The sequence below is a fragment of the Nakamurella lactea DSM 19367 genome (assembly GCF_000426645.1).
Lineage (GTDB): Bacteria > Actinomycetota > Actinomycetes > Mycobacteriales > Nakamurellaceae > Nakamurella > Nakamurella lactea.
In genome coordinates, this window is the sequence record NZ_AUFT01000012.1 from 216,511 (window position 1) to 241,173 (window position 24,663).

Consider the following 24,663-nt stretch of genomic DNA (forward strand, 5'->3'; position numbering starts at 1 on the left):
CGACGTGCGCGGGTCGATCAGCTGCTGGGCAGGAAGCGCGGGGCGCGGCGGGCGTGGGCGGCCCGTTCGAAGGCCGCGCCCACCTGCAGCAGCCGGTGGTCGTCCCAACGTCGTCCCATGAAGTTGACGCCGACCGGCAACTCCCCGGCGAAGCCTGCCGGCACCGAGAGGTTCGGGTATCCGGCCCTGGCGGCCGGGCCGGACGATCCGAGGAGGAAGGCGTCACCGCTGCCGTAGGTGGTCAGCCAGGCCGGCGAGTTCGCCGGCGACATGATGGCGTCCAATCGGTCCGAGTCGAGGAGTCCGTCCAAAGCGGCGCGGGACAGCTCGGTGGACTGCTTCCGGGCCGCGACGATCGCCGGGTCGGAGGCCGGCGGAGCGGCCAGGCAGTCCAGGAACAGGCTCTGGTCGAACTTGCTCAGCTCGATCGGATCGGCGAGGTCGAAGTCGACCAGGTCCTGCAGGGTCCGGTACTGGGTCCGTCGGGTGGCCAGGTAGCCGGCGAGCGCGGCCGGGAATTCCGACTTCATCGCCGTGAACGAGAGGTCTCCGGCTTCACCGTCGGCCACCTCGAGCTCAACCGCGACGCCGCCGGCGCCGGTGATGACCTCGACGGCGTGCTGGACGATCGCGTCGGTATCGGCGTCGATCCCGGCCTGCCGCCACACCCCGATCCGGCGGCCCCGCAACCGGGCCGACGTCAGCCCGTCGGTGAAGGAATCGGGCACCGAGTCGGGCACGGACAACGTCACCGGATCGCGACCGTCGGGACTGCGCAACGCGCCGAGCAGAATCGCCGCGTCGATCACGTGTCTGGCCAGTGGCCCTGCGGTGTCCTGGTATGCAGTGATCGGCACGACGCCGGTGCGTGACACCAGCCCGAGCGTCGGCTTCAGGCCGACCACGCCGTTCTGGCCGCTCGGTCCGACGATGGAGCCGTTGGTCTCGGTGCCGACGGCCACCTGACACAGTGCCGCCGCGACCCCGACCGCGGAGCCGGCCGACGAACCATCGGGGTTGCGGTCCAAGACATACGGGTTGTTCGTCTGCCCGCCGACCCCCGACCAGCCCGACGTCGCCGTATTGGAGCGGAAGTTCGCCCACTCGGAGAGATTCGCCTTGCCCAGGATCACTGCGCCGGCCGCCCGCAACGCCGTCACCAGCGCGGCATCCGAGCGCGGCGGTGCGCCCAACAGTGCCCGCGACCCCGCGGTGGTCTGCAGGTGCGCGGTGTCGACATTGTCCTTGAGCAGCACCGGGATGCCGTCCAGCGGCCCGCGGGTTCGCCGGTCGCGGCGTCGCCGGTCCGCGGCTGCGGCCTGCGCACGGGCGGTGGGGTCGAGGACGATCACCGCACCGAGCAGGGGATCGATGGTGGCGATGCGATCCAGATAGCGCTCCGTCAACTCCCGTGCAGTGAGCCGGTGTCGTCGGAACAACTGCTGGATCGCGGGAATGGTGAGCACGTCGAGAAACGCATCCGGAGTCACCGGCGGCCGCCCTCCGTGGTGATCCGGCACCGCATCGCCGGTGGCGCCGTGTGCCGGGGCCGCACCGAGTGCCGGAGCTGCACCGAGCACGGTGCCGGCAATCACGGCCGGCCCGGCGATGATCAATTGGCGTCGGTTGTGAGTCATCCGGCCGACCGTAGTACTGCCGCGCCGCTCCTGCCGGTCGGACGCCGGGAACGACCACCGACCTGATTCCATGGCCCCGGCAACTGTTACTCAACTGCAAGTCGCTCGAGTTGCGGGTACTCCGAACGTGCGTAATCTGGGAAATGGTACCGAGTGACACCACGCTCCGTACGCGGCATTTCCGCCGCGCATCCCACGCCAGTGTTAGGCACCGCGCCCCGTGCCCCGGCGTGGCTGATCGTCGCGCTCCGGTTCGAGGCTCCAGTCAGTTCATCCAACGACTTGGAGGCCTTGATGAGTGGCAAGTACGGCAGGTTCTCGCTCCTGGCAGTGCTCGCGGTTGCCTCACTGGTAACCGCGGCCTGCAGCAGTAACTCTCCCTCGTCGAGCGCCAGCTCGTCGACACCCTCGGTCAGTTCGTCGCCGCCGGCGACCGGCGGTGGGTCAGCACCGTCGGGCACGGGGACAGTCGGTGCCTCGTCGTCGGCGTCCTCGCCGAGTCAGCCACCGGGCAGCCAAGCGCCGACCAGCCAAGCGCCGACCAGCCAGGCGCCGGTGCAGACGGCGAACGTGAACGCTACCGGTTCGCCGACCCCCGGCGGCACGCTGCGGATGATCGGCAACGCCGATGTCGACCACCTGGACACCGCCGCCGGCTACTACACGACCACCTACACGCTGGAACGGGCGTTCACTCGGCAGCTGTACACCAACCCGGCGTCCTCCGATCCGGCGACGTCGATCTCGGTGGTGCCGGACGTCGCCACCGAACTACCGACGACCGCCAACGGCGGCGTCTCGGCGGACGGCAAGACCTACACGATTCACCTGCGGCCGGACGTCATGTGGGACACCCAGCCGGCCCGCGCGGTGACCGCGGCCGACTTCATTCTCGGATTCAAGCGGTTGTGCAACCCGACGCAGAACTCGGTCGGCGCCCCCGGCTACTACATCGGCGTGATCAAGGGGATGGACACCTACTGCGCCGCATTCAAGAACGTCAAGCCGACCGTCGCGGACTTCAAGGCCTACATCACCGGGCACGACATCTCGGGAATGAAGGCGGTCAACGACACCACCCTGCAGATCGAGCTGGTCAAGCCGGCGGCCGACTTCGTCAACATCCTGTCGCTGCCGTTCTCCTCGGCGGCGCCGGTCGAGTACCTGCAGTACCTTCCGGACGACGCGAACTTCCGTCAGCACACCATTTCCGACGGCCCGTACTCGATCACCAAGTACGTGCCCGGTCAGTCGTACCTGCTGGACAAGAACCCGGCGTGGACCCAGGCGTCGGATCCCGTCCGCCACCAGTACGTCGATCACATCCAGGTGACCCTCGGGCCGGACGAGAACGCGGTCCAGCAGCAGATCGCCGCCGGCACACAGGATATGGAATGGGACACCACGGTTCCGACCGCCACCGTGCCGCAGCTGAAGGCGTCCAACGATGCCCGGATGGGGATCTACCCGAACTACGACACCAACCCGTTCCTGGTGATCAACCAGCAGTCGTCGAACAACGGCGGAGCGCTGGGCAAGGTCGAGGTGCGGCAGGCGATCGAGTACGCGATCAACAAGGTGTCCAAGGGCAAGATCTACGGTGGCCCGAGCCTGAACACGCCGCTGAACCAGATCATTCCGCCGGGCAATGTCGGTTACGAGGAGTTCAACCTGTATCCGACCCCGAACAATTCCGGTGATCCGGCCAAGTGCAAATCAATGCTGGCGGCCGCGGGCTACCCGAACGGGTTCACCCTGATCGACGTCTACCGCACCTCGGGCAAGCATCCGGATATCTATCAATCCGTGCAAGCGGATCTGCAGGCCTGTGGCATCACGGTGAAGGGTGTCCCATCGAAGGCCAGTGACTACTACGGCAAGTACCTGTCGGATCCGACCGGATCCAAGAAGGGCACCTGGGACATCTCCGAGCCCGGCTGGATCCCTGACTGGTACGGCAACAACGCCCGCTCGGTGATGGAACCGCTGCTGGACGGCCGCACCTACGGCCCGGGTTCGACGGACTGGAGCGGTTACAACAACGCGACCGTTAACGCCGACATCGACAAGGCGCTCACCTCGACCGATCCGGCCGAAGTGCAGAAGGCCATGCACGAAGCCGATGTGCAGGCGATGAAGGACGCGGTGATCGTGCCCTTCCAGACGCAGTCGACCCCGTTGATGCGCTCCGAACGGGTGCACAACGCGATCGAACTGCCCTCCAGCGTCCAGTACGACGTCACGCAGATCTGGCTGAACCCGACGAGCTGAGGAGGCTCGCCGTGGCCCTTCTTCAAGTGCGGGACCTCACGGTCTCGTTCCGGACCTCGGACGGCCTGGTCCAGGCCGTCCGAGGGGTCTCCTTCGACGTGCAGAAGGGTCGGACGCTGGGCATCGTCGGCGAGTCCGGCAGCGGAAAGACCGTCTGTACCCAGACTCTGCTCGGCCTGACCCGGGGCGCCGAGGTCGGCGGCACCGCCGAGTTCGACGGGCAGGACCTGTTGACGATGACCAGTGCCCAGTTGCGCCGGGTCCGCGGTGCCCGGATCGCCGCCATCTTCCAGGATCCGTTGTCCAGCCTGCATCCGCTCTATCGAGTGGGCTGGCAGATCGTCGAGATGATCCGGGCACACGAGCGGGTGAGCAAGCCCGCGGCCAGGGCACGGGCGATCGAACTGCTTGACCTGGTGGGCATTCCGCAGGCGGCGAGCCGGGTGGACGACTACCCGCACGAGTTCTCCGGTGGGATGCGGCAGCGGGCGATGATCGCCATGGCGCTGGCGCTGAACCCCGAACTGATCATCGCCGACGAGCCGACCACCGCGTTGGACGCCACCGTGCAGGCGCAAGTGATCGATCTGTTGCAACGGCTGCGCGACGAGTTCGACAGCGCCCTGATCATCATCACCCACGACCTGGGGGTGATCGCCGACATGGCCGATCAGGTGCTGGTGATGTACGCCGGCAAGGCGGTGGAGATCGCCGACCGCCGAACTCTCTTCTACCTGCCGCACCACCCGTACACCCAGGGTCTGCTGGAGTCGATCCCGGGTTCGGCCGGCGTCAACGAGAAGTTGCGGCCGATCCCGGGTCAGCCGCCGAGCCTGATCAACCTGCCGTCCGGCTGCGCCTTCCATCCGCGCTGCCGGTTTGTGATGGATCGGTGCCTTACCGAGATCCCGGAGCTCAGAACCGTTGAACGGGGCCATCTCTCGGCATGTCACCTGCCGCTGGATCTGACCGGGCTTGGCAGTGCGGACGACTCCGCCCGGCAGCAGGCCGCCGACGCGGGGCGGGAGAAGATCGGATGACGAAACCCGACCCAACCCCCTCCATCCAGCGTCGGCCGTCGGACGACGACGTGCTGCTGACGCTGCGCGGGGTGGTCAAGCACTACCCGATCAAACACGGGATCATCTTCAAGACGGAGATCGGCCGGGTGCGGGCGGTGGACGGTGTCGAGCTCACCGTCCGTCGCGGGGAGACGCTCGGCCTGGTCGGTGAGACCGGTTGCGGCAAATCGACTCTGGCCCGCTGCATCACCCGGCTGTTCCCGCTGACCGCCGGCTCCATCGTGTTCGACGGACAGGACATTTCTCGGCTGAGCCGGCGCGAGCTGCGTCCGTACCGGCGGCAGGTCCAGATGATCTTCCAGGACCCGTACGGCTCGCTCAATCCGCGCCGCCGCATCGGGTCCATCATCGGCGATCCGTTCGCCATCCACGGTGTGGCCGACGGCGCCGAGCGCAAGCGACGGGTGCAGGAGTTGATGGAGCTGGTCGGGCTCAATCCCGAGCACTACAACCGGTTCCCGGCCGATTTCTCCGGCGGCCAGCGGCAACGCATCGGGGTGGCCAGGGCCCTGGCGTTGCGTCCGAAGCTGATCGTCTGTGATGAGCCGGTGTCGGCGCTGGACGTGTCGATCCAGGCACAGATCATCAATCTGCTGGAGGGCCTGCAGGACGAATTCAACCTGACGTACGTCTTCATCGCTCACGATCTGTCGGTGGTGGAACATGTCAGCGACCGGGTCGCGGTGATGTACCTCGGGAAGATCGTCGAACTCGCCGATCGGGACCAGCTGTACGGGCAGCCGCGTCATCCCTACACGAACGCCTTGCTGTTGGCCGGATCCATCGCCGACCCGGACCGGGCCAGGGCCAGACGACGGATCATCCTCACCGGCGATGTGCCGTCGCCGGTCGACCCGCCGTCCGGCTGCCGCTTCCACCCCCGCTGCCCGAAGGCGCAGCAGCTGTGCTTCGACACCGAGCCGCAGCTGCAGCCCGAGCCCGGCGATCCGGTCGAACACGCGACGGCGTGCCACTTCCCGGTGGCGCCGGGCGAGGATCTGACCGTCCTCACCCCTGGGATCGGATCCGCCGTCGATCAGCCGACCGAGGGATAGCGATGTCCGCCTCCGAACTCTCCGAGGTCGCCGACCTGCCGGATCCGGCCGTGCCGCAGCCCGGCGTCGAGCGACAGGTCGAGGGTCGCAGCCCCTGGCAGCTGGCCTGGATCCGGTTGCGCCGGGACCGGGTCGCGGTGGTTTGCGCCGCGTTCATCCTGCTGTTGGTGCTGGTGGCGATCCTGGCTGATCCGCTGGCCAACTGGATCGGCTACAACGCCACCGATCAGGACCAGGTGAACGGCATCACCGCTGACGGTCTGCCGGTCGGTCCGGACGCACACCATCTGCTGGGCACCGACAACCTGGGCCGGGACATTCTGGTCCGGATCATTTTCGGTACCAGGGTGTCGTTGGTCGTCGGTGTTTCCGCGGCGGTCGCGGCGGTGCTGATCGGGGTGATCGTCGGGCTCTGCGCCGGTTATCTCGGCCCGGTGGTGGACTCGGTGCTGGCGCGGTTGATGGACGTGGTGCTCTCGTTCCCGTTCCTGCTGTTCGCCATCGCCCTGGTCACCGTTGTCGGCCCGAGCGAACTGATCGAGATCCTCGTCATCGCCTTCTTCTCCTGGGCCGCCGTCGGCCGGATCGTCCGCGGGCAGACGCTGGCCATCCGGGAGCGCGAGTACATCGAGGCGGCCCGCTCGCTCGGCGCCGGCAACCTGCGGATCATGGTGATCGACGTGCTGCCGAACCTGATGGCACCGGTGATTGTCTATGTGACACTGCTGATTCCGGTCTCGATCGTGTTTGAGGCGACGCTCTCCTACCTGGGTGTCGGGATCATCCCGCCGACTCCCAGTTGGGGGAACATGATCAGCGACGCACAGAACTTCTACCAGGTCGCCTGGTGGTATCTGGTGTTCCCCGGCGCGGCGCTGGTGCTCACCACCCTGGCGTTCAACCTGCTCGGCGACAGCGTGCGCGACGCGCTCGACCCGCGCACCGAGCGGCTGTTCGCCAAGTAGGAGAGGGCTGCGACCGTGATTAGATTCGTCATCCGCCGGATCCTCACCGGGGCGATCGTCGTCTGGCTGATCAGCCTGGTGGTCTTCGCGATCTTCTTCATCGCCCCGCCGAACGTCGCCTTCCTGCTGTTGGGTCGGTTCGCCGCGTCCGATCAGCAACTGGTCGCCACCGTTACCGCCCAGCTGGGTCTCGACCAGCCGATTGTGGTGCAGTACTGGCACTTTCTGACCCGCCTGGTGCACGGCGACCTCGGGTATTCGTACTACAGCCACCAGCCGGTGACCACGCTGATCGGCCAGGCGTTGCCGGTCACCGCGTCGCTGGCCATCGGGGCGGCGATCATCTGGGTGGTCAGCGGGGTGTTGATCGGGGTGTTGTCGGCAACCAGGCCGCGCAGCTTCCTGGACCGGCTGTCTACCTTGTTCGCGCTGATCGGCTTGTCGTTCCCGACCTTCGTCCTGGGTCTGCTGCTGCTGTATCTGCTGTTCTACAAGCTGCACCTGGCCGGGGTGGACTTCTTCCCCGGCGGCGGATACGTGCCGCTGACGCAGGATCCGTGGCAGTGGTTCGTCCACCTGATCCTGCCCTGGATCACCCTGGCGGTGGCCTCAATGGCGGTCTACGTCCGGCTCACCCGCGGGCAGATGCTCGAGGTGTTGGGGGAGGACTACATACGCACGGCCCGGTCGAAGGGGCTCTCGGAACGGCGGGTGATCTTCCGACACGGGCTGCGGGCGGCGCTGGTGCCCATCGTCACCCAGTTCGGCATCGATGTGGCGACATTGCTCGGCGGCGCCATCGTCACCGAACAAGTCTTCGGACTCAACGGTTTGGGAAAGATGTCGGTGACCGCGGTGACGAACCAGGACGAGCCGGTGATCATCGCCGTCGTGCTGCTGGCTTCGGTCTTCGTGGTGGTCGCGAACATCGTGGTCGACGTGTTGTACGCGGTGCTCGACCCGCGGGTGCGGCTGTCCTGATCTGCGGCCGGGGGCCGCAGGTGGCAGCATGGTCGGATGCGGGGTGGGCGAGGCGAGAGTGGGTCGATGCGACCCGTCTCAGGGGTAACCCCTGGGTGCAGTTCACAGTTGGTATCAGCGTCCGACGCCGGACCACATGCTTCGCGTGTCCGGCGGCGCCGCGGACAGGTGCGGTTGGTCGCCCCGCCCGCCCCGCATTCCCGATGACCGGGGACTACCTGTACTCACCCGACTGGGCTCGGCTGCTCGCCGATCTGGTGGTCGCGGCCAGGGCGCGGTGGCGCCGGTCGGACCTGGCCGCGGCCATGGCGGAGGTGTTGGATGACGCCGAGGCGGACGGGACCGCGCACCGGATCCTGCAGGCGTTCCCGCGGGAACCGGTCGATGTCCGGGCCACCCTCGCCGGTTACCTCGTCGAGCTGCGCAGCGTGTCCGAACCGCTGTCCGAGCCGCAGACGGGTGCATTGCTCGCCGCTTCGGCGCGCACCCCAGTGCTGTGGGCCGGGCTGCCGGTACTGAACACACCGGCGGAGTTGGCCTCGTTCTTGGATCTCACGATCGGCGAGCTCGACTGGTTCGCCGACCACGGCAATTGGCTGCGCAGCCACCGCGGGCCTCTGCAGCATTACCGGCAGCGCCGGATCGCCAAACGTTCGGGGCTGCGGCTGCTGGAGATCCCCAAGCCACGGTTGCGGGAGATTCAGCGAAAGCTGTTGCGCACCTTGGTGTCCGTCATCGAACCACACCCGGCCGCGCACGGCTTCCGGCCGGGCCGGGACGCCCGGTCGTTCGCCGCGCCACACGCCGGCGGGCCGATCGTGCTGCGGGTCGACCTGCGGGATTTCTTCGCAAGCGTGCCCGGTGCGAGGATCAGGGCTGTCTTCGTGGCTGTCGGCTACCCGCCGCCGATCGCTGCCCTGCTGGCCGACCTGTGCACCACCGCCACACCGATCGCCGCGTTGTGCGGCCTCGATCCGGCGATCGCCGGGCTGCTCCGCGGAAGGCACCTGCCGCAAGGCGCCTCGACCTCCCCAGCGTTGTCGAACCTGGTGCTGCGCAACACAGATCGGCGGATCGCCGGGTACGTGGCCCGGCACGGCCTGCGGTACACCCGTTATGCCGACGACCTCGCGGTGTCCGGCAGCGGGTTCGACCCGGCGGCCGTGCGGTGGGTGATCGAGAAGATCGTCACCGACGAGGGTTTCCGCCTGCATCCGGACAAGACCTCGGTGATGCGCAGCCACCAACGGCAGCGGCTGGCTTCCCTGGTGATCAACACCCGGCCACAGGTCAATCGCAGCGAGTACGACGCGCTGCGGGCACTCCTGCACAACGCCGCGTCCACGGGTGCGGCCGCGCAGAACCGTGGCGGTCACGAGCATTTCCGCGAGCACGTATTCGGTCGGATCGGTTGGGCCGGGGCGTCCAACCCAGATCGCCGTCGCGTCCTGTTGGGTCTGGCCGAGCGGGTCGACTGGAGCCGGTGAGATCCGCCACCAACGGGGTTCGCCGGCTGGCCCCGGGCGACCGGGCGTGCGAAAATAGCTACGGAGCCGCCGGATGGTGGTGACCCGGACGAGATGTGCGCCGTACCCGGACCGACAAGACGACGCTCCCGAGGGAGCTGAGTCGTGATGAGTCAGATCGTCCAGATTGTCGGATCACTGCTGGTGCTGGCCGCCTTCGCCGCCGCCCAGCGCGGGATGATGAACCCGAAGTCGTTGGTCTATCTGGTGCTGAACTTCGCCGGATCGAGCATTCTCGCCGTCGAGGCCGTCCTCGAGCAGCAGTGGGGCTTCCTGGTGCTCGAGGGCGTGTGGGCGATCGTTTCCGGCTTCGGCCTGATCGGTCTGCTCCGAGCCGGCCGAAACGTGGCAACATCGAGCTCATGAGCAGCGAGACCGAAGCCGGGTACGTGACCACCGGCAAGGAATTCAAGCGGGACACCAACTACATCACCACCAGGATCGACCGGGCCGGCAGCGACGGTTACCCGGTGGAGGCGGGCCGCTATCGGCTGGTGGTCGCCAGGGCCTGCCCCTGGGCCAATCGGACGATCATCGTCCGCCGGTTGCTGGGTCTGGAGGACGCCATCTCGATGGGCATGTGCGGGCCGACGCACGACCAGCGCTCGTGGACCTTCGACCTGGACCCGGGTGGGGTCGACCCGGTGTTGAAGATCGAACGGCTGCAACAGGCATACTTCGCCCGTGACCCCGAATACCCGCGGGGCATCACCGTGCCGGCGATCGTCGACGTGCCGACGGGCCAGGTGGTGACCAACGACTATGCGCAGATCACCCTCGACTTCTCGACCGAGTGGACGGAGTTCCACCGCGACGGCGCACCGCAGCTGTACCCGGAGCACCTGCGGGAGGAGATCGACACGGTGAACAAGCGGGTGTTCACCGAGGTGAACAACGGTGTGTATCGCTGCGGTTTCGCCGGATCGCAGCAGGCTTACGACGAGGCCTACGACCGGCTGTTCACCGCGCTCGACTGGCTCACGGAGCGGCTGACGGCTCAGCGATACCTGGTGGGGGACACCATCACCGAGGCGGACGTCCGGTTGTTCACCACGCTCGCCCGGTTCGACCCCGTCTACCACGGCCACTTCAAGTGCAACCGCAGCAAGCTGTCCGAACTGCCGGTGCTGTGGGCCTATGCCCGGGATCTGTTCCAGACCCCCGGGTTCGGCGACACCACCGACTTCGTGCAGATCAAGCAGCACTACTACATCGTGCACTCCGACGTGAACCCCAGTGGCATCGTCCCGAAGGGGCCGGACCTTTCCGGCTGGCTCACCGAGCACGGCCGAGAAGCGTTGGGCGGCAGACCCTTCGGTGACGGAACTCCGCCGCCCCCGCCGAAACCGGCCGAGGTGGTTCCGGCCGGGCACTCCGCCGGCTGACGTCAGTCGAACGGCACGGCCGGTCGTCGACGGCCCCAGCGGTCACACCTCCCGCGAGTTCGGCCAACAGATGCCTGCGGCGACCAGACCTTCGATGTCGGCCACGGTCCCATCGCCCATTACCAAGCCAGTACACTTGTGCGAATAATACCTTGTGGCCTGGATTCAAGTGATCTAGAATGGAAGGTAATCGGAGAGGGGAGCGGTGGTGAGGGTGGGGAAGGCTCGGGTCGACGTGATCGACGGGCAGGAGCTGTTCGCCAGCGCCGTGGAACTGGAACTCGAGCGTTTGCTGCACTCGCTGGGCGACGGCATGGTGCGGACCATCGAGGCCTTCACTGCGGCTCTTTCCGACGCCACCACCTTTCCGGCCAGCACCACCCTTTCATTGACCACCGACGCTGCTGGTCCGGACCCTGATGCTGCTGGCTCGGCTGTTGCTGCGACGGACGCGGTGGACCCGGCTACCCGGATCGATCGGATCGCTGCTCTCGAGAGTGCCCGCGCGGTATTGGCGGCGGCACAGTTGGCAGAGGAGTTGGCGTTCGCCAAGCAGCAACGCGCCGAACAGGTGGCCGCAGGGGTCAAGACCCGGAAGCTGGGTCGGGGCATCGCCGAGCAGGTCGGTTTCGCGCGCCGGATCTCTCCGGTGGCCGCGGCCCACCACATCGGGTTGGCGGCCGTGCTGGCGGAACGGCTGCCGGAGGCGTTCAAGCTGTTGCTCTCGGGTGAGGTGTCCGAGGACCAGTGTCTGATCCTGGCGACCCGGACCTCGCATCTTTCGGATCTGGACGCGATCATCGTCGACGCCGGGATCAGCCCGCGGATGTCGGGGTGGAACAAGAAGCAGACGGAGCAGGCCGCGGACCGGGCTGCCTATGAGATTGATCCGCAGGGTTCGGTGGATCGGCGGGCCAAGGCCGAAAAGGACCGCCGGGTGTGGTGCCGGCCGGCCCCCGATTGCATGGCGAAGGTGACGGCGCTGTTGCCGATGGTGGAAGGTGTCGCGGTGTTCAAGGCGTTGAGCCAGGCCGCGGACAGCAGTAAGGGCATCGGTGGGGAGAAGCGGACTCGTGGGCAGATCATGGCCGATGAGTTGGTCACCAGGGTGACCGGGCAGGAGCAGGCGCATCTGGTGCCGGTCGAGGTGAATCTGACGATCACCGCCGACGCGTTGTTCGGCGACGGTGACGAGCCGGCTCAGCTGGAGGGGGTGGGGCCGGTCCCGGCCGAGTACGCCCGCGGGGTCATCGCCGGTCAGCCACCCGCCAGCGGACCCGGTTCCGAACCGGGTGCCGACGTGCCCCGACCACCGGAACCGGTAGCCGAAGCCGCTGTCGAACCGGTGGCCGACGTCGAGATAGCCGACGCCGCACCAGATCCAGATCCCGGACTTGAGGCTGCTGGCGACGCGCCGCCGGTCGACGCGGCCGCCGGTGACGCGACCCCGGATGATGCGGGTTCAGGCGACGCGGCGGCGGCCGGTGAACCCACCGGAACCCCACCGCCCCGATCGCCGCAGCCACTATCACCGCTTCGATCGGGGCGGCGGCGGCCGCGACGGTCGTCGCCACCGCTGCCGTGGGCGCTGATACCGGATCCCGGTTCCGGCGGTGAGTCGGACAGCTGTGACGTCACCGCTCGGGAATTCCGGCGGGCAAAGGCCTGGATCACCAGAATCCTGGTCGACCCGATCACCGGAGTCGCCACCAACATCGATTCCCGGCGCCGCGAGTTCGAAGGCACCGCCAGACGTTTCATCACCGTCCGCGACCGACAGTGTCGCCAGCCGTACTGCGGCGCCGACATTCGCCATGCCGACCACATCGTTCCGTACCGCGAGGGCGGACCCACCAGCATCGACAATGGCCAGGGCCTGTGCGAGCGGGGGAACTATGCCAAAGAGATCCCTGGCTGGCACACCACCAGGGGTTCCAGGCCCGGCGAGGTCATCACCACCACCCCGACCGGACACTCCTACCGCACCCTGCCGCCCCACCAGACGGGTATGCCCGGGACCACCGTCAAAGCCTAGGGACGCGGTGGAACCTGCAGAGTCTGGCCGAGCAGCCCGGCCATCTCGATGTGGCCGGAAGCGTTGGGGTGGAACGGATCGTCGTACCAGGCATCGGCAGCCGCGCCGGCCTGCTGCCAGTGTGCGAAGTGGTCGACGAGCAGCAGGTTCCGCTCGGCCGCGATCGATCGGATCTCGTCGACGAACCCGGGCAGCCGGGCGAATCGATCCTGTGCGGCCTCCGGTCGCACGCCTGGCGGGGTTTGCAGGATCACCCGCGGGTCACCGGAGTCGGTGATCCGGTCCAGCACCTCGCGGTAGGCGGCGCCGAATCGGGCCGGGTTAGTCGCGGCTTCGTCGGCGCAGTCGTTGGTACCCAGCATCAACGACACCACGTCCGGGTTGTGCCGCAGAACCGCCCAGTCCAGCCTGTCGGCCAGCTGCACGATCTGCCAGCCGCTGAAGGCGGTGGTGAACACCAGCTCACCCCACTTCGGCCACCGGATCTGCTCGGCGAACAGCTCGACGTAATCCCTGCTGGTGCCGGTGTGCACCACCCCGTGGGTGATCGAGTCGCCGGTGAATACCCACACTCGGCCATCCGGGCCGAGTTCCGGCCACCAGCTCTGGTTCTGTTCGCTCATCGGGCGATTCAATCAAAGGTCGGGCGAGGACCGTTACCGCGGGTGTACCGTGTCGGCATGATTCATCGCTCACTGACGACCACGCCGGGCGGACCATCCCGGCGTGCTGTCATGTGATTACTGCGAACTGACACTCGACACCCCGGGCCGGCGCCCGGGGTGTCGTTGTTTCGACGAAGTCCCCGGGCCGACCTCTGCGAGAGGACATCCCATGCACCAGAACAACAATCGAGCCGACCACCGACAGGTCGGGCGCGACCGGCAACTGTTCGCCACCCACGAACTGGTCGGCTCCGGCCTGCCGCTGTGGCTGCCAGACGGCGGCGTCATCCGCGCCGAACTGGAGAAATTCGCCGCAGAACGAGCCGTCGCCGCCGGCTGTCGGCGCATCTACACCCCGGTGTTGGCCAAACGTGAGCTCTTCGAGCGCTCAGGGCACTGGGACAAGTTCTCCGACGACATGTTCCCGCCGATGGTGGTCGGTGGTGAGGAGTTCGTCCTACGGCCGGCCAACTGCCCGCACGCCTGTTTGGTCTACGGCGCGCAACTGCACAGCTACCGCGAGCTGCCGATCCGGCTGGCCGAGCTCGGCTCGATGTTCCGCAGTGAGCTGTCCGGGGTGCTGGGCGGCCTGTCCAGGGTGCGGCAGATCAATTTGGATGACGTGCACGTCTTCTGCACCGAGGATCAGATTGGTTCCGAAGTCGCGGCGGCGGTGGCGCAGATCCATGACGCCTACCGGATTCTCGGGATCGAGGTCGCCTACTATCGGCTGTCGCTGAGCGGACCTGACGGAAGGTATCTGGGTGATCGGCGGCTGTGGGCCGGCGCCGAGGCGCGGCTCGCGGACGTGCTGAGGGAACTACGGCTCCCGTTCCGGCCGGTTGAGGGCGAGGCTGCCTTCTACGGACCGAAGATCGACGTCCAGGTGATCGATGCCGCCGGCCGGGAGGAGACCCTGTCGACCGTCCAGTTGGACTTCAACCAACCGGAGCGGTTCGACCTGCAGTATGTCGCCGCAGATGGGTCGAGGAGGCGCCCGGTGATGATTCACCGCGGGCTGTTGTCGGCGATGGAACGGCTGACCGCGTTGCTCATCGAGCTCTACGCCGGCTCCTTTCCGGTGTGGCTGGCGCCGGTGCAGGTCCAGGTCCTGCCGGTCGGTCCCGATCAGCAGCCGGCGGCGGGGCGCCTTCTCGAGGAGCTGCACTCGGCCGGATTGCGCGCCGAGATCGTCGGCGCAGACAGCAGTCTCGGCCGACGGATCCGGCACGGGCGCGATCGTCAGATCCCGTACGCCGCGGTGATCGGTGCCCGCGAGGCGGCCGACGCGGCCGTCGCCCTGCGCCGGCGCGACGGAGTTCAGGTGCCGCCGGTCGATGCGTCTGTCGCGGTTGCTGCCATCAAGGCCCTGGCGGGGAGCCGTTCGCTGTCGCTGGAGCTGGATCTACCCGCCACCGACAACCGGTAGGCAGGCCTCGGTGGGCGGAATCATCCGGTCGGCGGGAGCACTCGGGCGACGTCCTGCAGGAAGTCGATCTCCGCAGCGTCCTGGTACGCGCCGCCACTTTCGTGTCCGTTGAACTCGTAGGTCACCATGCTTGCCGGTCCACCGTAGGCATGGAACGCGGCGTACACGGTCGACGGCGGGCAGGTGTGGTCGCGGAGGCCGGCAGTGAACAACGCCGGAGCGCTGGCCCGAGACGCATGGTGCATCGCGTCGATGTAGTCAAGGGTGTGGAAGACCTGCTCGGCCTGACCTCGATGCACGGCCAGGTACTTCTCGATCTCGGCGTAAGGCCCGGAGTCGCTGACGGCGACCGCCCGGCGGAGGTGGCACAGAAACGGCACACCGGCGATCACCGCAGCGAGACCGTCGACCAGGCCACCCACCGCCAGTGCGGTGCCGCCACCCTGACTCGAACCGGCCACCACCACCTGGTCGGGATCGACGTCGCCGAGCGAACGTGCGGCGTCCACCGCGCGTACTGCGTCGGTGAAGAACCTTCGGTAGTAATGGGTTTCGAACGCGCCGATACCTCGGGTGAGGGAGCCGGGGTACGCCGGCGCCGAGCCGTGCGGATCCGGTGTGTCGCCGCCGGTGCCCCAGGTCGACCCCTGACCCCGGGTGTCCATCAGCAGCTCCGCATAGCCGGCCGATGCCCATCGCAGATGTTCGAACGGCAGGCCGCGGCCGCCGCCGTAACCCAGGTAGCTGACCACGATCGGCAGCCGAACCCCTGCCGCGGCGGCCGGACGCACCAGCCAGGCCGCAATCGGCTCACCGCCAAATCCCGGGAACCGCAGGTCCTCGACCGTCACGGTGCGCAGCCGCGTCGTCGCCGCACTCCGCTGCACCTGCATCGGCACCGACCGCGCCGCCGCCAGCGTCTCGGCCCACACGCGATCGAAATCCACGGGCGGTCGGACATCCGGTCGGTAGCGCTCCAACTCATCCAGCGGCATGTCGAAATAGCTCAAGAGGGACTCCGGACGTCTCGACGAACGGTCGTGAAAACCGTGATCACGGCAGGAAAATGATAGCAGTGGGCGACCGATCACCGAACGGCGGCATCCGGACCCCACAATAGTGGAATCGCCGGGGCAGCACCGCTTTCCACATCACGCACCGGCGGGTTACGATCTTCGAAGACAGTCGTGAGCGGCGTGCGAAGCGGACCAATCAGCGCAGAACGGGGTGACGTTGTGACGGGTTCGCAGTCCAACGCCTCCACCGGATTGCACCTGCGGCAACTGTCCGGACCGGCGGAATTGACCGAGGCCGCGGATCTGATGACAGAGGTCTTCGGGTCGCAGGAGGCGATGCCGGTCGATCTCCTGGTGGCCGTTGCGTGTGCAGGTGGATTCGTCGGCGGCGCCGAGCTCGACGGACGACTGGTGGGGGTGGCCATGGCCTTCGGTGAGGTCGCCGCTCCCGGGACGCAACGCACACCGGGGCTGCACTCGCACGTGGCGGCGGTGCGGGCGAGCGCCCGCGGGCTGCGCGTCGGCCAGCAACTGAAGTGGTACCAGCGTCAGTGGGCGCTCGAGCGCGGAATCGACGTCATCCATTGGACATTCGACCCGCTGGTGCGCCGCAACGCGGTGCTCAACCTCAACCGGTTGGGTGCGGTGGCAGCGGCGTATCGCGAGGATCTTTACGGGACCATCCCCGACGCCCTCAACGCAGGTATGGCCTCCGATCGCCTCCTGGTGCGCTGGGAGTTGGCCAGCCCGCGCGTGCAGGCGGCATCCGACGCGGCCGCCTCGCCGGCATCGCCTGCGCTGCCACCGCCGACCGGAACGATCGAAACACCTCCGGACATCGAACAGCTGGTGGCATCCGATCCGGCGGCGGCGCTCCAGTGGCGCCGTCGGCAGCGCGCGGCATTCGCCTCGTTGCCGGACGGCTGGATGGTGACGGGCATCGACGCCGAAGGTCGGTACGAAGTGGAGCAGACATGAAGGTGCAAGCCATTGAACTGCGGCGGATCTCGCTGCCATTGGTGACCCCGTTCCGAACCTCGCAATACACCGAGTACGAGCGAAACCTGTTGATCGTGCAACTGCACACCGATGAAGGCATCGGCTGGGCCGAGTGCTCGGCGGACGACGTCCCGGTCTACTGGTCGGAGTACCTCGACGGCGCCGTGGACGTCATCACCCGGGTGCTGGGTCCGGCCCTGCTGCGGGCCGGGAACCTCACACCCGCAACGGTTTCCGAGATTCTCGCGCCTTACAAGGGTCACCGGACCTCCAAGTGTGCGCTGGAGGCTGCGGTGCTGGACGCCTGGTGCCGAAGCGCCGGGATCTCGCTGGCAGATCACCTCGGCGCCGTGCACACCTCGGTTCCCGTCGGTGTGTCGGTGGCCATCGAGGACACCGTCGAGGCGCTCCTGGAGCGGGTCGACGAGTACCTGGAGGCGGGGTATTCCCGGATCAAGCTCAAGATCGAACCGGGCCGCGACGTCGACACGGTCCGGGCGGTCCGCAGCCACATCGGCGACGAGGTCATGCTGCAGGTCGACGGGAACGGCGCCTACTCGCTGGCCGACGCACAGCACCTGGCGCGTTTGGACGAGTTCGGACTGACGCTGGTGGAGCAGCCGCTGGCGTTCGACGATCTGCGCGCCCACGCCGCCCTCGCCCGGCTGATGCGCACGCCCATCTGCCTTGATGAGTCCATAGTCTCGCTGCGCGCTGCGGCTGACGCGATCGCGCTCGGCGCGTGCCGGGTGATCAACATCAAGCCGTGCCGGGTGGGCGGGTACCTGGAGTCCCGACGGATTCACGATCTGTGCCTGGGCAACGACGTTCCGGTGTGGTGCGGCGGCATGCTGGAGTCCGGGCTCGGCCGGGCCGCCAACCTTGCGCTGGCCGCGCTGCCGGGGTTCACCATGCCGGGCGACATCTCTGCCACCGAAAGGTATTTCGCGCAGGACATCACCCGGCCGTTCGTGCTGTCCGACGGGCGGATGGAACTGCCGGGTGGTCCGGGGATCGGTGTGCAGCCGGACCTGGAGGTGCTCGACGCGGTGACGTCCTGGCGCACGACGATCCGCCCGGACTGACCGGCATCATGATGGCGGCGCCGCGGCCGGCGCCGCGAACCGCTCCACCCAGTCGATCACCCGCTCGTTGTAGTCCACCCGGTGCGATGCCCGGCCCTGGAACACGAAACCGTGACTGGCACCCGGGTAGAGCACCAGCCGGGCGGGTACCCTGCGCTCGCGCAGCGCCGTGAACCATTGCTGCGCCTGGCCCCGCGGGCATCTGGCGTCGTCGTTCCCCTGCAGGATCAGCGTCGGAGTACCCACCTGCGCGACGGCGCTCAGCGGCGACAGCCGACGGAACGGTTCGGGATCCGACCACCAGCTGCCGCCGATCTCCGCCTGGGACAGATAGAGCCCCTCGTCGCAGGTGCCGGCGTCGCTGACCAGGTCGACCACCGGACCGCCCGTCACCGCGGCCGCAAAGCGCTCGTCGTGCGCGGTCAGGTAGCACGTCATGAATCCGCCGTAGCTGTATCCGGTGACGGCCAGCCGGTCCGGGTCCGCGATACCCTCGGCCACCAGCTGGTCGAGCGGCTCGAGGAAATCCTGGGCATCGGCCCGTCCCCACGCTCCGAAAGTGGCGGTGTAGAAAGCTTCTCCGTACCCGTCGCTCCCGCGCGGGTTGACCACCAGGATCGTCCAGCCGCGGTCGACCAGCACCTGGTGGTAGAGATGGACCGGATCTGCGGTCCCGTTCCACGCATTGTGCGGCCCGCCGTGGATGTCCAGCAGTAGCGGCTGCGGACCACTGGCAGCCGGATCCCGGAGAATCCAGCCGTGCACCCGGGTTCCGTCGGAGATGTCGAAGTAGCGCTCGACGCGCTCGCGGATCTCGACATCAGCGAGCGCGGCGCCGTGGGAGGTGCACGCCCGTTCGTCACCGCCGGTGCCGTCGGTGACGACGATCTCGCCGAACGACCGCGGTGTGGTCAGCGCGACGGCGATCCGGTCACCGGCGGCGGACATCCCGGCCACCACCCGCCCGGCCCCACCGATCAGCAGCCGTGGAGTACCCCCGGCGACCGGGATCGCGAACAGGTGAGTGCATCCGCGATCCCGCGCGCAGAACAGGATCGTCCGGCCGTCATCGACCAGTTGCGGCGGCGCGCCTGGATAGCCGACGGATCCCCGCATGATGCTGCGATCCAGACCAGCGGTGAGATCAGCGGTGTCGCCGGACGCGATCTCGATGCGCCACAGCGAGTCGTGACCCGTTCTGGTGTCCGTTCGGCCACCGGCCAGCAGAGTCCCGTTGCCGATCCACTGGACCGAGCCGAGGTGCCCGTTCGCCGGCCCGACCACATCCGGTGTGTTGTCGGCAGAATCGACCGGGACGATGTAGACGGCCCTGGTGCGGAGCAGGTCGGAATCCGGATCCATCGCCGCGGTGAACGCCAGCCGGGTGCCGTCGGGCGACCAGGACGGCGCGCTCGCGTCCCAGTCGCCGTGGGTCAGCCTCCGGACCGGCGCGGTCGGAACCCCTTCCGGCGCCTCGGCTCCGGGCACCTCGAGCACGTGCAGGTGGCTGCGAATCGTGTGGCGCCAAGGTTCGCCGTCGCCCTGGAAGTCCAACCGGTCGGCGACCAGCGGTCGGTGCGCGTCCCGCGCGTCCACTCCGGCACCGCCCAGGTCCAGGCCGGCGACGAAGGCGATCCGGTGCCCGTCAGGGCTCCACGCCGGCCTTCCGGCGCCGAATGGCAGTTCCGTCAGCCGATCCAGCCGGCCGGTGTCGACGGTGAGCAGCCACAGCTGGGGGATGCCGTCACCGCCGCGCACGAACGCCACCCGCGTCCCGTCGGGCGACCAGGCCGGAGCCGAGTCGTCCGGTCCAGGCGTGAGCGGGCGTGGATCGCGCCCGTCGGCGAAGGCCATCCACAGCCGGCGCCGCATGCCGTCCGCATCCGGATCGGTGCGCGCCACCGGGTAGACGATCCGGATCGCGTCGGGCGCCAGCGCCGGCTGCTCCGGGGTCTCGATCGCATACAGGTCATCGACCCGAAGCGCCCTTCCGCACCCCTGTCCGCTCGAACCTTCGGCGCTCATCCAACGAGATCCACGGCTGCGTCACCGGTGTCGCTGGAAACGCCGAGCCAGGCCCGGCACACCGCGTAGGTCAGGGCGCCGATGCACTGCTCGCCTTCATGAAGGGTGTCGTAGCCGAGGTCGGCGCAGTCGGCCGTCATCACGGCGATCGTGACCGTTGAGGCGGCGCTGGAGACCAGACCGATTTCTACTCGCACCCCAGGCAGCGCACCGGTCTTGTGGGCGATCGTCAACGGCACAGCTGCGGTCGGGGACTGGGGCAGATAGCGGGGCAACATCGACTGGAATACCTGTTGTCCGGCAACGGCAACGGTCTGCGCCGCGCCGGGCAGAGTGCCGCGAGCAAGCTGCTCGAGATACCCACTCATCGCGGCCGGAGTGCCGTAGCCCATCGACGGGTACTTCGACTCGAAGCCGGCCCCGGCGAAGCCGCGGAGCCGGATCGCCGGGTCGACGAGCTGGCCGATGATCTCGGAGGTGCGCTCCCGTCCAATTTCGCCGAGGACGAGATTCGTTGCGGTGTTGTCGGACAGGCAGATCATCAGCCAGGCGAGATCCTTCAGCGACAGCTCGAGATCCCGGGACAGGTACTGCAGGATGCCGGACCCCGAGGCCACCTCCGACCGGCGCACGGGTATCGGCGCGTCCCAGTCCATTCCGGTCTGTTGCGCGTGCTCGTGCAGGGCGGTCAGGATGGGGAGCTTGATGGTGCTGGCGGTCGGGAATTCGGTGTCCTCGTTGCGGACGACTCGCTCGCCGGTGCGCAGGTCGGAGAACACGTATCCGACGCGGCCGCTGAATCGGTCGGTGATGGCGTCGAGCAGCTCGGGCAATGGCATCCCGGCCGGGTGGTTCGTCACAGCGGATGGTTCCCTTCCAGTGGTGGGAGTGATGCGGGCGTTGTCAGACCGTGCTCAAGAATCGGTACAGCACCTCGAGGCCGCCCTGCAGAGAAGAAACCGGCACCCGTTCGTCGACGCCGTGCATGCCGCTGCCGGTGCGCCCCTGCGGGTCCTGGGTCGTCGGCGTGAAGCCGTAGCAGGCGATGCCCAACCGGCCGAACGCCTTTGCATCGGTCCCGCCGCCGAGCAGTCGCGGCACCACGACCGCCTCCGGATCCGTCTGCTCGATGCAGGCCCGCATCGCCCGGTACCACTCGGTGTCGATCGACGTCTCCAGCGCCGGGCGGTTCTCGATGAACCGCCACTCGACGTCATCGCCGAGCAACTCGTCCAGGATGCGAAGGGTCTCGTCCTCGGTACCTGGCAGCGTACGAACGTCGATCTCGGCGTAGGCACTGCTGGGGATCACGTTGACCTGCTCGCCGGCTCGCAGCACGGTGGGGTTGGTCGTGCACTGCACGGTGGACCGGACGACGTCCTCCAGATCGCCGATCTGTAGCAGGGTGGCGTCAAAACCCTCGTGGCTGGACAGGTCCGGGGAGATGCCCAGGGTCGGCCCGACCACGTCGAAGAATGCCTGCACCGTCGCCGGCACTCGGATCGGCCAGCGGTGATCGGCCACCCTGGCCAGCGCGCCGATGAGCTTGGCAACGGCACTGTCCGGGTTGCGCGACCCACCGTGACCGGCGGTGCCACGGGCGGTCACCGCCAGGTGCATGATGCCGCGCTCCGCGGCCGCGATCGGGTAGAACCGATGCAGCACGCCATTGACGTCGGCCACCGGAACGACGAACCCGCCGGATTCCCCGATCGCGCCGCCGACTCCGTCGAACAGCTCCGGGTGCTCGCTGACCAGCCACTGGGCGCCGTAGTTGCCGCAGTCCTCCTCGTCCGCGACGAAGGCGAACACGATGTCCCGCCGTGGCCGCGCGCCGTCCTCGTTCCAGCGAAGCAGGCACGCCAACATCATCGACACGGCATCCTTCATGTCGGTGGCGCCGCGACCCCAGAGGTAGCCGTCGCGCACCTCGCCGCCGAACGGATCGACACTCCATTGATCCCGCTCGACGGGGACAACGTCGGTGTGGCCGTGTACCAGCAGTCCGGGCAGCGTCGGGTCCTCGCCGGGTACGCGGAGCACGACGTTCGCGCGCCGCGGAGCCGACTCGAGAATCTCGGGTCGGTAGCCCGCCGGCTCGAGCAGACCGACGATGTACTCGGCTGCCTCTCGTTCGCTGCTGGGGCCGTCCGGTCCGTAGTTGCTGGAGTCGATGGCGAGCAGCCTCGAGCAGATTTCGACAACGTCGACGGCGGTCATGAATTCCTTTCGGCGCCTGGCTATTCGTTACGTATCGTAAGTTAGCCCCTGAGGGCGGGGTCCGTCCAGAGGTTCGCGGACGCCGGCTGCCCGCGTGCCGATGCGTTGCCGGACCGACGGCGGGAGCAGCCGTCTCAGGCCTGGATACCCGTGCTGGATCATTCGCGACTCGATCGCGATGCAGGCGAGCCCGGTGTCTTCGGGTGGAGGTATTCGGAACATATCTCATGCTTGACAAACCCAGAACCCGGCACCATGCTGGCCACCAGGCCGCGACCGGCCGTGCTCGCGGCGGAAACGCCGGCGAACTCCGGGTGGTCGGCGAACACCTCCGGCCCCATTTCCTGCAGACAGCGATGCCGCACGTCCGTCAGTCCGATTCCGGAAACGAACCACCCCGATTGCAGTCACGGGCAACGTGCCCGGGCCGAGAGGAGAACGTGGAGATGGCAGGTTCCAATCGCAGGCTCGTGAGACGGGTCGCAGCGGCGGCCGCGAGCGTGCTGTGCGTCGCAGCCCTGGCGCTGGGAGGGCTGGCCCCCGCGGCGAGCGCCGCGTCGGAATCGACGTTGATCGTCCAGGGCGCGTCGTTCAAGAGCAACTTCAACCCGTGGACGTCCTATGTCGAGGGCGACAAGTACATCAACACCAACATCTATCCCAGCTTGACCTATCTCGACGAGAACCAGAAGCCGGCGCCGTACCTCGCGGACTCCTGGTCCACCTCGAGTGATGGGCTCACCTGGACGTTCAAGATCCACACCGGCCTGAAGTGGAGCGACGGCCAGCCGTTGACGGCCAAGGACGCGGCCTGGACGTACAACCTGTTGATGACCAACAAGACCGCGGCGACCTCCAACGGCGCCCTGGTCACCCAGTTCGACAAGGTCACCGCGCCGGACGACGCGACGTTGGTGATCCAGACCAAGGTCCCGGTCGCCGACATGTTGTTCACCAATGCTGCCGGCGGGTCCCAACCAGGGATCCCGATCGTCCCGCAGCACATCTGGGAGAGCAAGGTCAACGACCTGGCGGCCGACTCCAACCTGACCATCCCGGTGGTCGGCTACGGTCCATGGACACTGACTGACTACAAGGCGAATCAGTACGCGACGCTCACCGCCAACAAGGACTTCTTCCTCGGGGGGCCGAAGTACGACAAGCTGATCTACCAGCAGTACAACACGCCGGATGCGGCGGTCGCCGCGCTGCGCAGCGGCCAGTTGAACGTTGCCGGCATGACGCCGGCCCAGCGGACGGCCCTGCAGGGCGATCCGAACATCACCACCTACTCGGTGTTGGGCAGCCTGTTCCTGTCGATCGAGGTCAACCGTGGAGCGAAGACCAAGAGCGGGAAGGCGATCGGCACCGGAAACCCGTTGCTGGCCGACCCGGCGATTCGCGACGCGATCAACTTCGGTATCGATCGGGACACGTTGGTGAAGAAGGTGCTCGACGGTGGCGGTGTCGCCAGCGCGGCGTTCCTCCCGCCGCAGTACATCGACAACTGGCAGCCGGCGGACAAGGACAAGGTGACCTTCGATCCGGCAAAGGCGAACCAGTTGCTCGATGACGCCGGGTACAAGAAGGCGGCCGACGGCTATCGCGTCGATGCGAAGACCGGAAAGCAATTGGCGTTCCGCCTGGGCACCCACAGCGACAGTGCCCAGGACGCCCAGGTCGCGGACTACTTCGTCCCCTGGATGAAGGACATCGGGATCAAGATCACCCTGGAGCCGATGAGCTTCTCGCTGCTGAACGAGAACCTGGCAAAGGGCGACTGGGACATGCTGTTCGATCGCTGGGGCACCGGTCCGAATCCGACCTACCTGCTGTCGACCCAGACCTGCGCCACACTTCCCGACGAGGACGGCAAGAACGGCAACACCGACTCGTTCTTCTGCAACCCGGAGTTCGACAAGCTGTACGCGCTGCAGTCCACCCAGGTGGACGCGGGTGCCCGCATGCAGACGATCCAGCAGATGGTCAACATCCTGTACACCTCCGGCAACAACCTGATCCTGTTCTACGCCAACGGGTTGTCCGGTGTGACCACCAACCAGACCAAGAACTACATGATCGGCACGGTCAACAGCGACGGAAACTATCCGCCGCAGAACGCCTTCCTGAACTGGCGCTCGGCCGAGCCGGTCGCCACCGCGGACGATTCGTCAACGAACGTCTGGCTGATCGTCGGGATCATTGTCGTGGTGGTTGTCGTGGTGGGCGGTGCCGGCACGGTGCTGATCCGGCGCAAGCGCTCGTCGACAGATGTGAAGGAATAGGC

At 67.5% G+C, this 24,663-nt stretch carries 19 protein-coding genes and 1 riboswitch; of the genes, 13 read left to right on the plus strand and 6 right to left on the minus strand.

Features of this window, described 5'->3' with window-relative positions; all coding sequences use genetic code 11:
* Positions 1-17: 17 nt before the first annotated feature.
* Positions 18-1,637: an amidase family protein gene (locus K340_RS0114240; protein WP_051266315.1), complete on the minus strand. Its 1,620-nt coding sequence runs from the start codon at positions 1,635-1,637 to the stop codon at positions 18-20.
* A 294-nt stretch (positions 1,638-1,931) separates the two neighbouring features.
* Between K340_RS0114240 and K340_RS0114255 the strand changes: the two genes are divergently transcribed.
* The 9 genes from K340_RS0114255 (at position 1,932) to K340_RS36695 (ending at position 12,937) form a co-directional block, all read left to right on the plus strand.
* Positions 1,932-3,908 carry an ABC transporter substrate-binding protein gene (locus K340_RS0114255; RefSeq protein ID WP_211229438.1) on the plus strand — a complete coding sequence of 659 codons (1,977 nt, stop codon included), beginning with the start codon at positions 1,932-1,934 and terminating at the stop codon, positions 3,906-3,908.
* Between the two features lie 11 nt (positions 3,909-3,919).
* Positions 3,920-4,948 carry an ABC transporter ATP-binding protein gene (locus K340_RS30105; protein WP_084614458.1) on the plus strand — a complete coding sequence of 343 codons (1,029 nt, stop codon included), beginning with the start codon at positions 3,920-3,922 and terminating at the stop codon, positions 4,946-4,948.
* Positions 4,945-6,045: an ABC transporter ATP-binding protein gene (locus K340_RS30110; RefSeq protein ID WP_051266321.1), complete on the plus strand. Its 1,101-nt coding sequence runs from the start codon at positions 4,945-4,947 to the stop codon at positions 6,043-6,045. The genes K340_RS30105 and K340_RS30110 overlap by 4 nt, the downstream gene beginning before the upstream one ends.
* 2 nt (positions 6,046-6,047) lie before the next feature.
* Positions 6,048-7,010 (plus strand): ABC transporter permease, encoded by a 963-nt coding sequence (locus tag K340_RS0114270; RefSeq protein ID WP_029137216.1) that lies wholly within the window; start codon positions 6,048-6,050, stop codon positions 7,008-7,010.
* Positions 7,011-7,025: 15 nt separating this feature from the next.
* The gene (locus tag K340_RS0114275) at positions 7,026-7,991 is read left to right on the plus strand and encodes an ABC transporter permease (RefSeq protein WP_029137217.1); all 966 of its coding nucleotides are present in this window, start codon (positions 7,026-7,028) and stop codon (positions 7,989-7,991) included.
* Between the two features lie 203 nt (positions 7,992-8,194).
* Positions 8,195-9,478 (plus strand): reverse transcriptase family protein, encoded by a 1,284-nt coding sequence (locus K340_RS0114280; RefSeq protein ID WP_029137218.1) that lies wholly within the window; start codon positions 8,195-8,197, stop codon positions 9,476-9,478.
* 62 nt (positions 9,479-9,540) lie between these two features.
* Positions 9,541-9,607, plus strand: a riboswitch (guanidine-III (ykkC-III) riboswitch).
* A gap of 18 nt (positions 9,608-9,625) precedes the next feature.
* The gene (locus tag K340_RS0114285) at positions 9,626-9,883 is read left to right on the plus strand and encodes a CBU_0592 family membrane protein (protein ID WP_029137219.1); all 258 of its coding nucleotides are present in this window, start codon (positions 9,626-9,628) and stop codon (positions 9,881-9,883) included.
* Positions 9,880-10,902 carry a glutathione S-transferase family protein gene (locus K340_RS0114290; RefSeq protein ID WP_029137220.1) on the plus strand — a complete coding sequence of 341 codons (1,023 nt, stop codon included), beginning with the start codon at positions 9,880-9,882 and terminating at the stop codon, positions 10,900-10,902. Before K340_RS0114285 ends, K340_RS0114290 begins: the two co-directional genes overlap by 4 nt.
* Positions 10,903-11,110: 208 nt before the next feature.
* Complete coding sequence (locus K340_RS36695) at positions 11,111-12,937, plus strand: HNH endonuclease (RefSeq protein WP_154674263.1); 1,827 nt, start codon at positions 11,111-11,113, stop codon at positions 12,935-12,937.
* On the opposite strand, the gene K340_RS30120 is transcribed toward K340_RS36695, so the two are convergent.
* Positions 12,934-13,560: an SGNH/GDSL hydrolase family protein gene (locus tag K340_RS30120; protein ID WP_051266325.1), complete on the minus strand. Its 627-nt coding sequence runs from the start codon at positions 13,558-13,560 to the stop codon at positions 12,934-12,936. The two genes, K340_RS36695 and K340_RS30120, sit on opposite strands and share 4 nt — an antisense overlap.
* 211 nt (positions 13,561-13,771) lie before the next feature.
* Between K340_RS30120 and thrS the strand changes: the two genes are divergently transcribed.
* On the plus strand, positions 13,772-15,031 hold the full coding sequence (gene thrS, locus K340_RS0114305) for a threonine--tRNA ligase (protein ID WP_029137221.1): 1,260 nt from the start codon (positions 13,772-13,774) through the stop codon (positions 15,029-15,031).
* A 20-nt stretch (positions 15,032-15,051) separates the two neighbouring features.
* Here thrS and K340_RS0114310 read toward each other — a convergent pair whose 3' ends face one another.
* Positions 15,052-16,041, minus strand: a complete 990-nt coding sequence (locus K340_RS0114310) for an acetylxylan esterase (RefSeq protein ID WP_029137222.1) — start codon at positions 16,039-16,041, stop codon at positions 15,052-15,054.
* A 225-nt stretch (positions 16,042-16,266) separates the two neighbouring features.
* Here K340_RS0114310 and K340_RS30125 point away from each other — a divergent pair, with 225 nt between their 5' ends.
* Both K340_RS30125 and menC read left to right on the plus strand, forming a co-directional pair.
* The gene (locus K340_RS30125; protein WP_037364677.1) at positions 16,267-17,025 is read left to right on the plus strand and encodes a GNAT family N-acetyltransferase; all 759 of its coding nucleotides are present in this window, start codon (positions 16,267-16,269) and stop codon (positions 17,023-17,025) included.
* Positions 17,022-18,131 (plus strand): o-succinylbenzoate synthase, encoded by a 1,110-nt coding sequence (gene menC / locus K340_RS0114320; RefSeq protein ID WP_029137223.1) that lies wholly within the window; start codon positions 17,022-17,024, stop codon positions 18,129-18,131. Before K340_RS30125 ends, menC begins: the two co-directional genes overlap by 4 nt.
* A gap of 6 nt (positions 18,132-18,137) precedes the next feature.
* On the opposite strand, the gene K340_RS30130 is transcribed toward menC, so the two are convergent.
* From K340_RS30130 to K340_RS0114335, 3 genes are read right to left on the minus strand one after another with little or no spacing between them, the layout of a single operon-like run.
* A complete protein-coding gene (locus K340_RS30130; protein ID WP_051266328.1) occupies positions 18,138-20,156 on the minus strand; it encodes a S9 family peptidase in 2,019 nt (672 codons plus the stop codon).
* On the minus strand, positions 20,153-21,016 hold the full coding sequence (locus K340_RS34375; RefSeq protein WP_154674264.1) for a serine hydrolase: 864 nt from the start codon (positions 21,014-21,016) through the stop codon (positions 20,153-20,155). Before K340_RS34375 ends, K340_RS30130 begins: the two co-directional genes overlap by 4 nt.
* A gap of 43 nt (positions 21,017-21,059) precedes the next feature.
* Positions 21,060-22,376, minus strand: coding sequence for a M20/M25/M40 family metallo-hydrolase (locus K340_RS0114335; RefSeq protein WP_029137224.1), 1,317 nt, complete (start codon positions 22,374-22,376; stop codon positions 21,060-21,062).
* 470 nt (positions 22,377-22,846) lie between these two features.
* Here K340_RS0114335 and K340_RS0114340 point away from each other — a divergent pair, with 470 nt between their 5' ends.
* A complete protein-coding gene (locus K340_RS0114340; protein WP_211229439.1) occupies positions 22,847-24,661 on the plus strand; it encodes an ABC transporter substrate-binding protein in 1,815 nt (604 codons plus the stop codon).
* The last annotated feature ends 2 nt before the right edge of the window (positions 24,662-24,663 follow it).

Coding starts and splice junctions, on each gene's coding strand:
- K340_RS0114240 (WP_051266315.1), bottom strand. CDS start 1,637: ATGACTCACAACCGACGCCAATTGATCATCGCCGGGCCGGCCGTGATT.
- K340_RS0114255 (WP_211229438.1), top strand. CDS start 1,932: ATGAGTGGCAAGTACGGCAGGTTCTCGCTCCTGGCAGTGCTCGCGGTT.
- K340_RS30110 (WP_051266321.1), top strand. CDS start 4,945: ATGACGAAACCCGACCCAACCCCCTCCATCCAGCGTCGGCCGTCGGAC.
- K340_RS0114270 (WP_029137216.1), top strand. CDS start 6,048: ATGTCCGCCTCCGAACTCTCCGAGGTCGCCGACCTGCCGGATCCGGCC.
- K340_RS0114280 (WP_029137218.1), top strand. CDS start 8,195: ATGACCGGGGACTACCTGTACTCACCCGACTGGGCTCGGCTGCTCGCC.
- K340_RS0114285 (WP_029137219.1), top strand. CDS start 9,626: ATGAGTCAGATCGTCCAGATTGTCGGATCACTGCTGGTGCTGGCCGCC.
- K340_RS0114290 (WP_029137220.1), top strand. CDS start 9,880: ATGAGCAGCGAGACCGAAGCCGGGTACGTGACCACCGGCAAGGAATTC.
- K340_RS30120 (WP_051266325.1), bottom strand. CDS start 13,560: ATGAGCGAACAGAACCAGAGCTGGTGGCCGGAACTCGGCCCGGATGGC.
- thrS (WP_029137221.1), top strand. CDS start 13,772: ATGCACCAGAACAACAATCGAGCCGACCACCGACAGGTCGGGCGCGAC.
- menC (WP_029137223.1), top strand. CDS start 17,022: ATGAAGGTGCAAGCCATTGAACTGCGGCGGATCTCGCTGCCATTGGTG.
- K340_RS30130 (WP_051266328.1), bottom strand. CDS start 20,156: ATGAGCGCCGAAGGTTCGAGCGGACAGGGGTGCGGAAGGGCGCTTCGG.
- K340_RS0114335 (WP_029137224.1), bottom strand. CDS start 22,376: ATGACCGCCGTCGACGTTGTCGAAATCTGCTCGAGGCTGCTCGCCATC.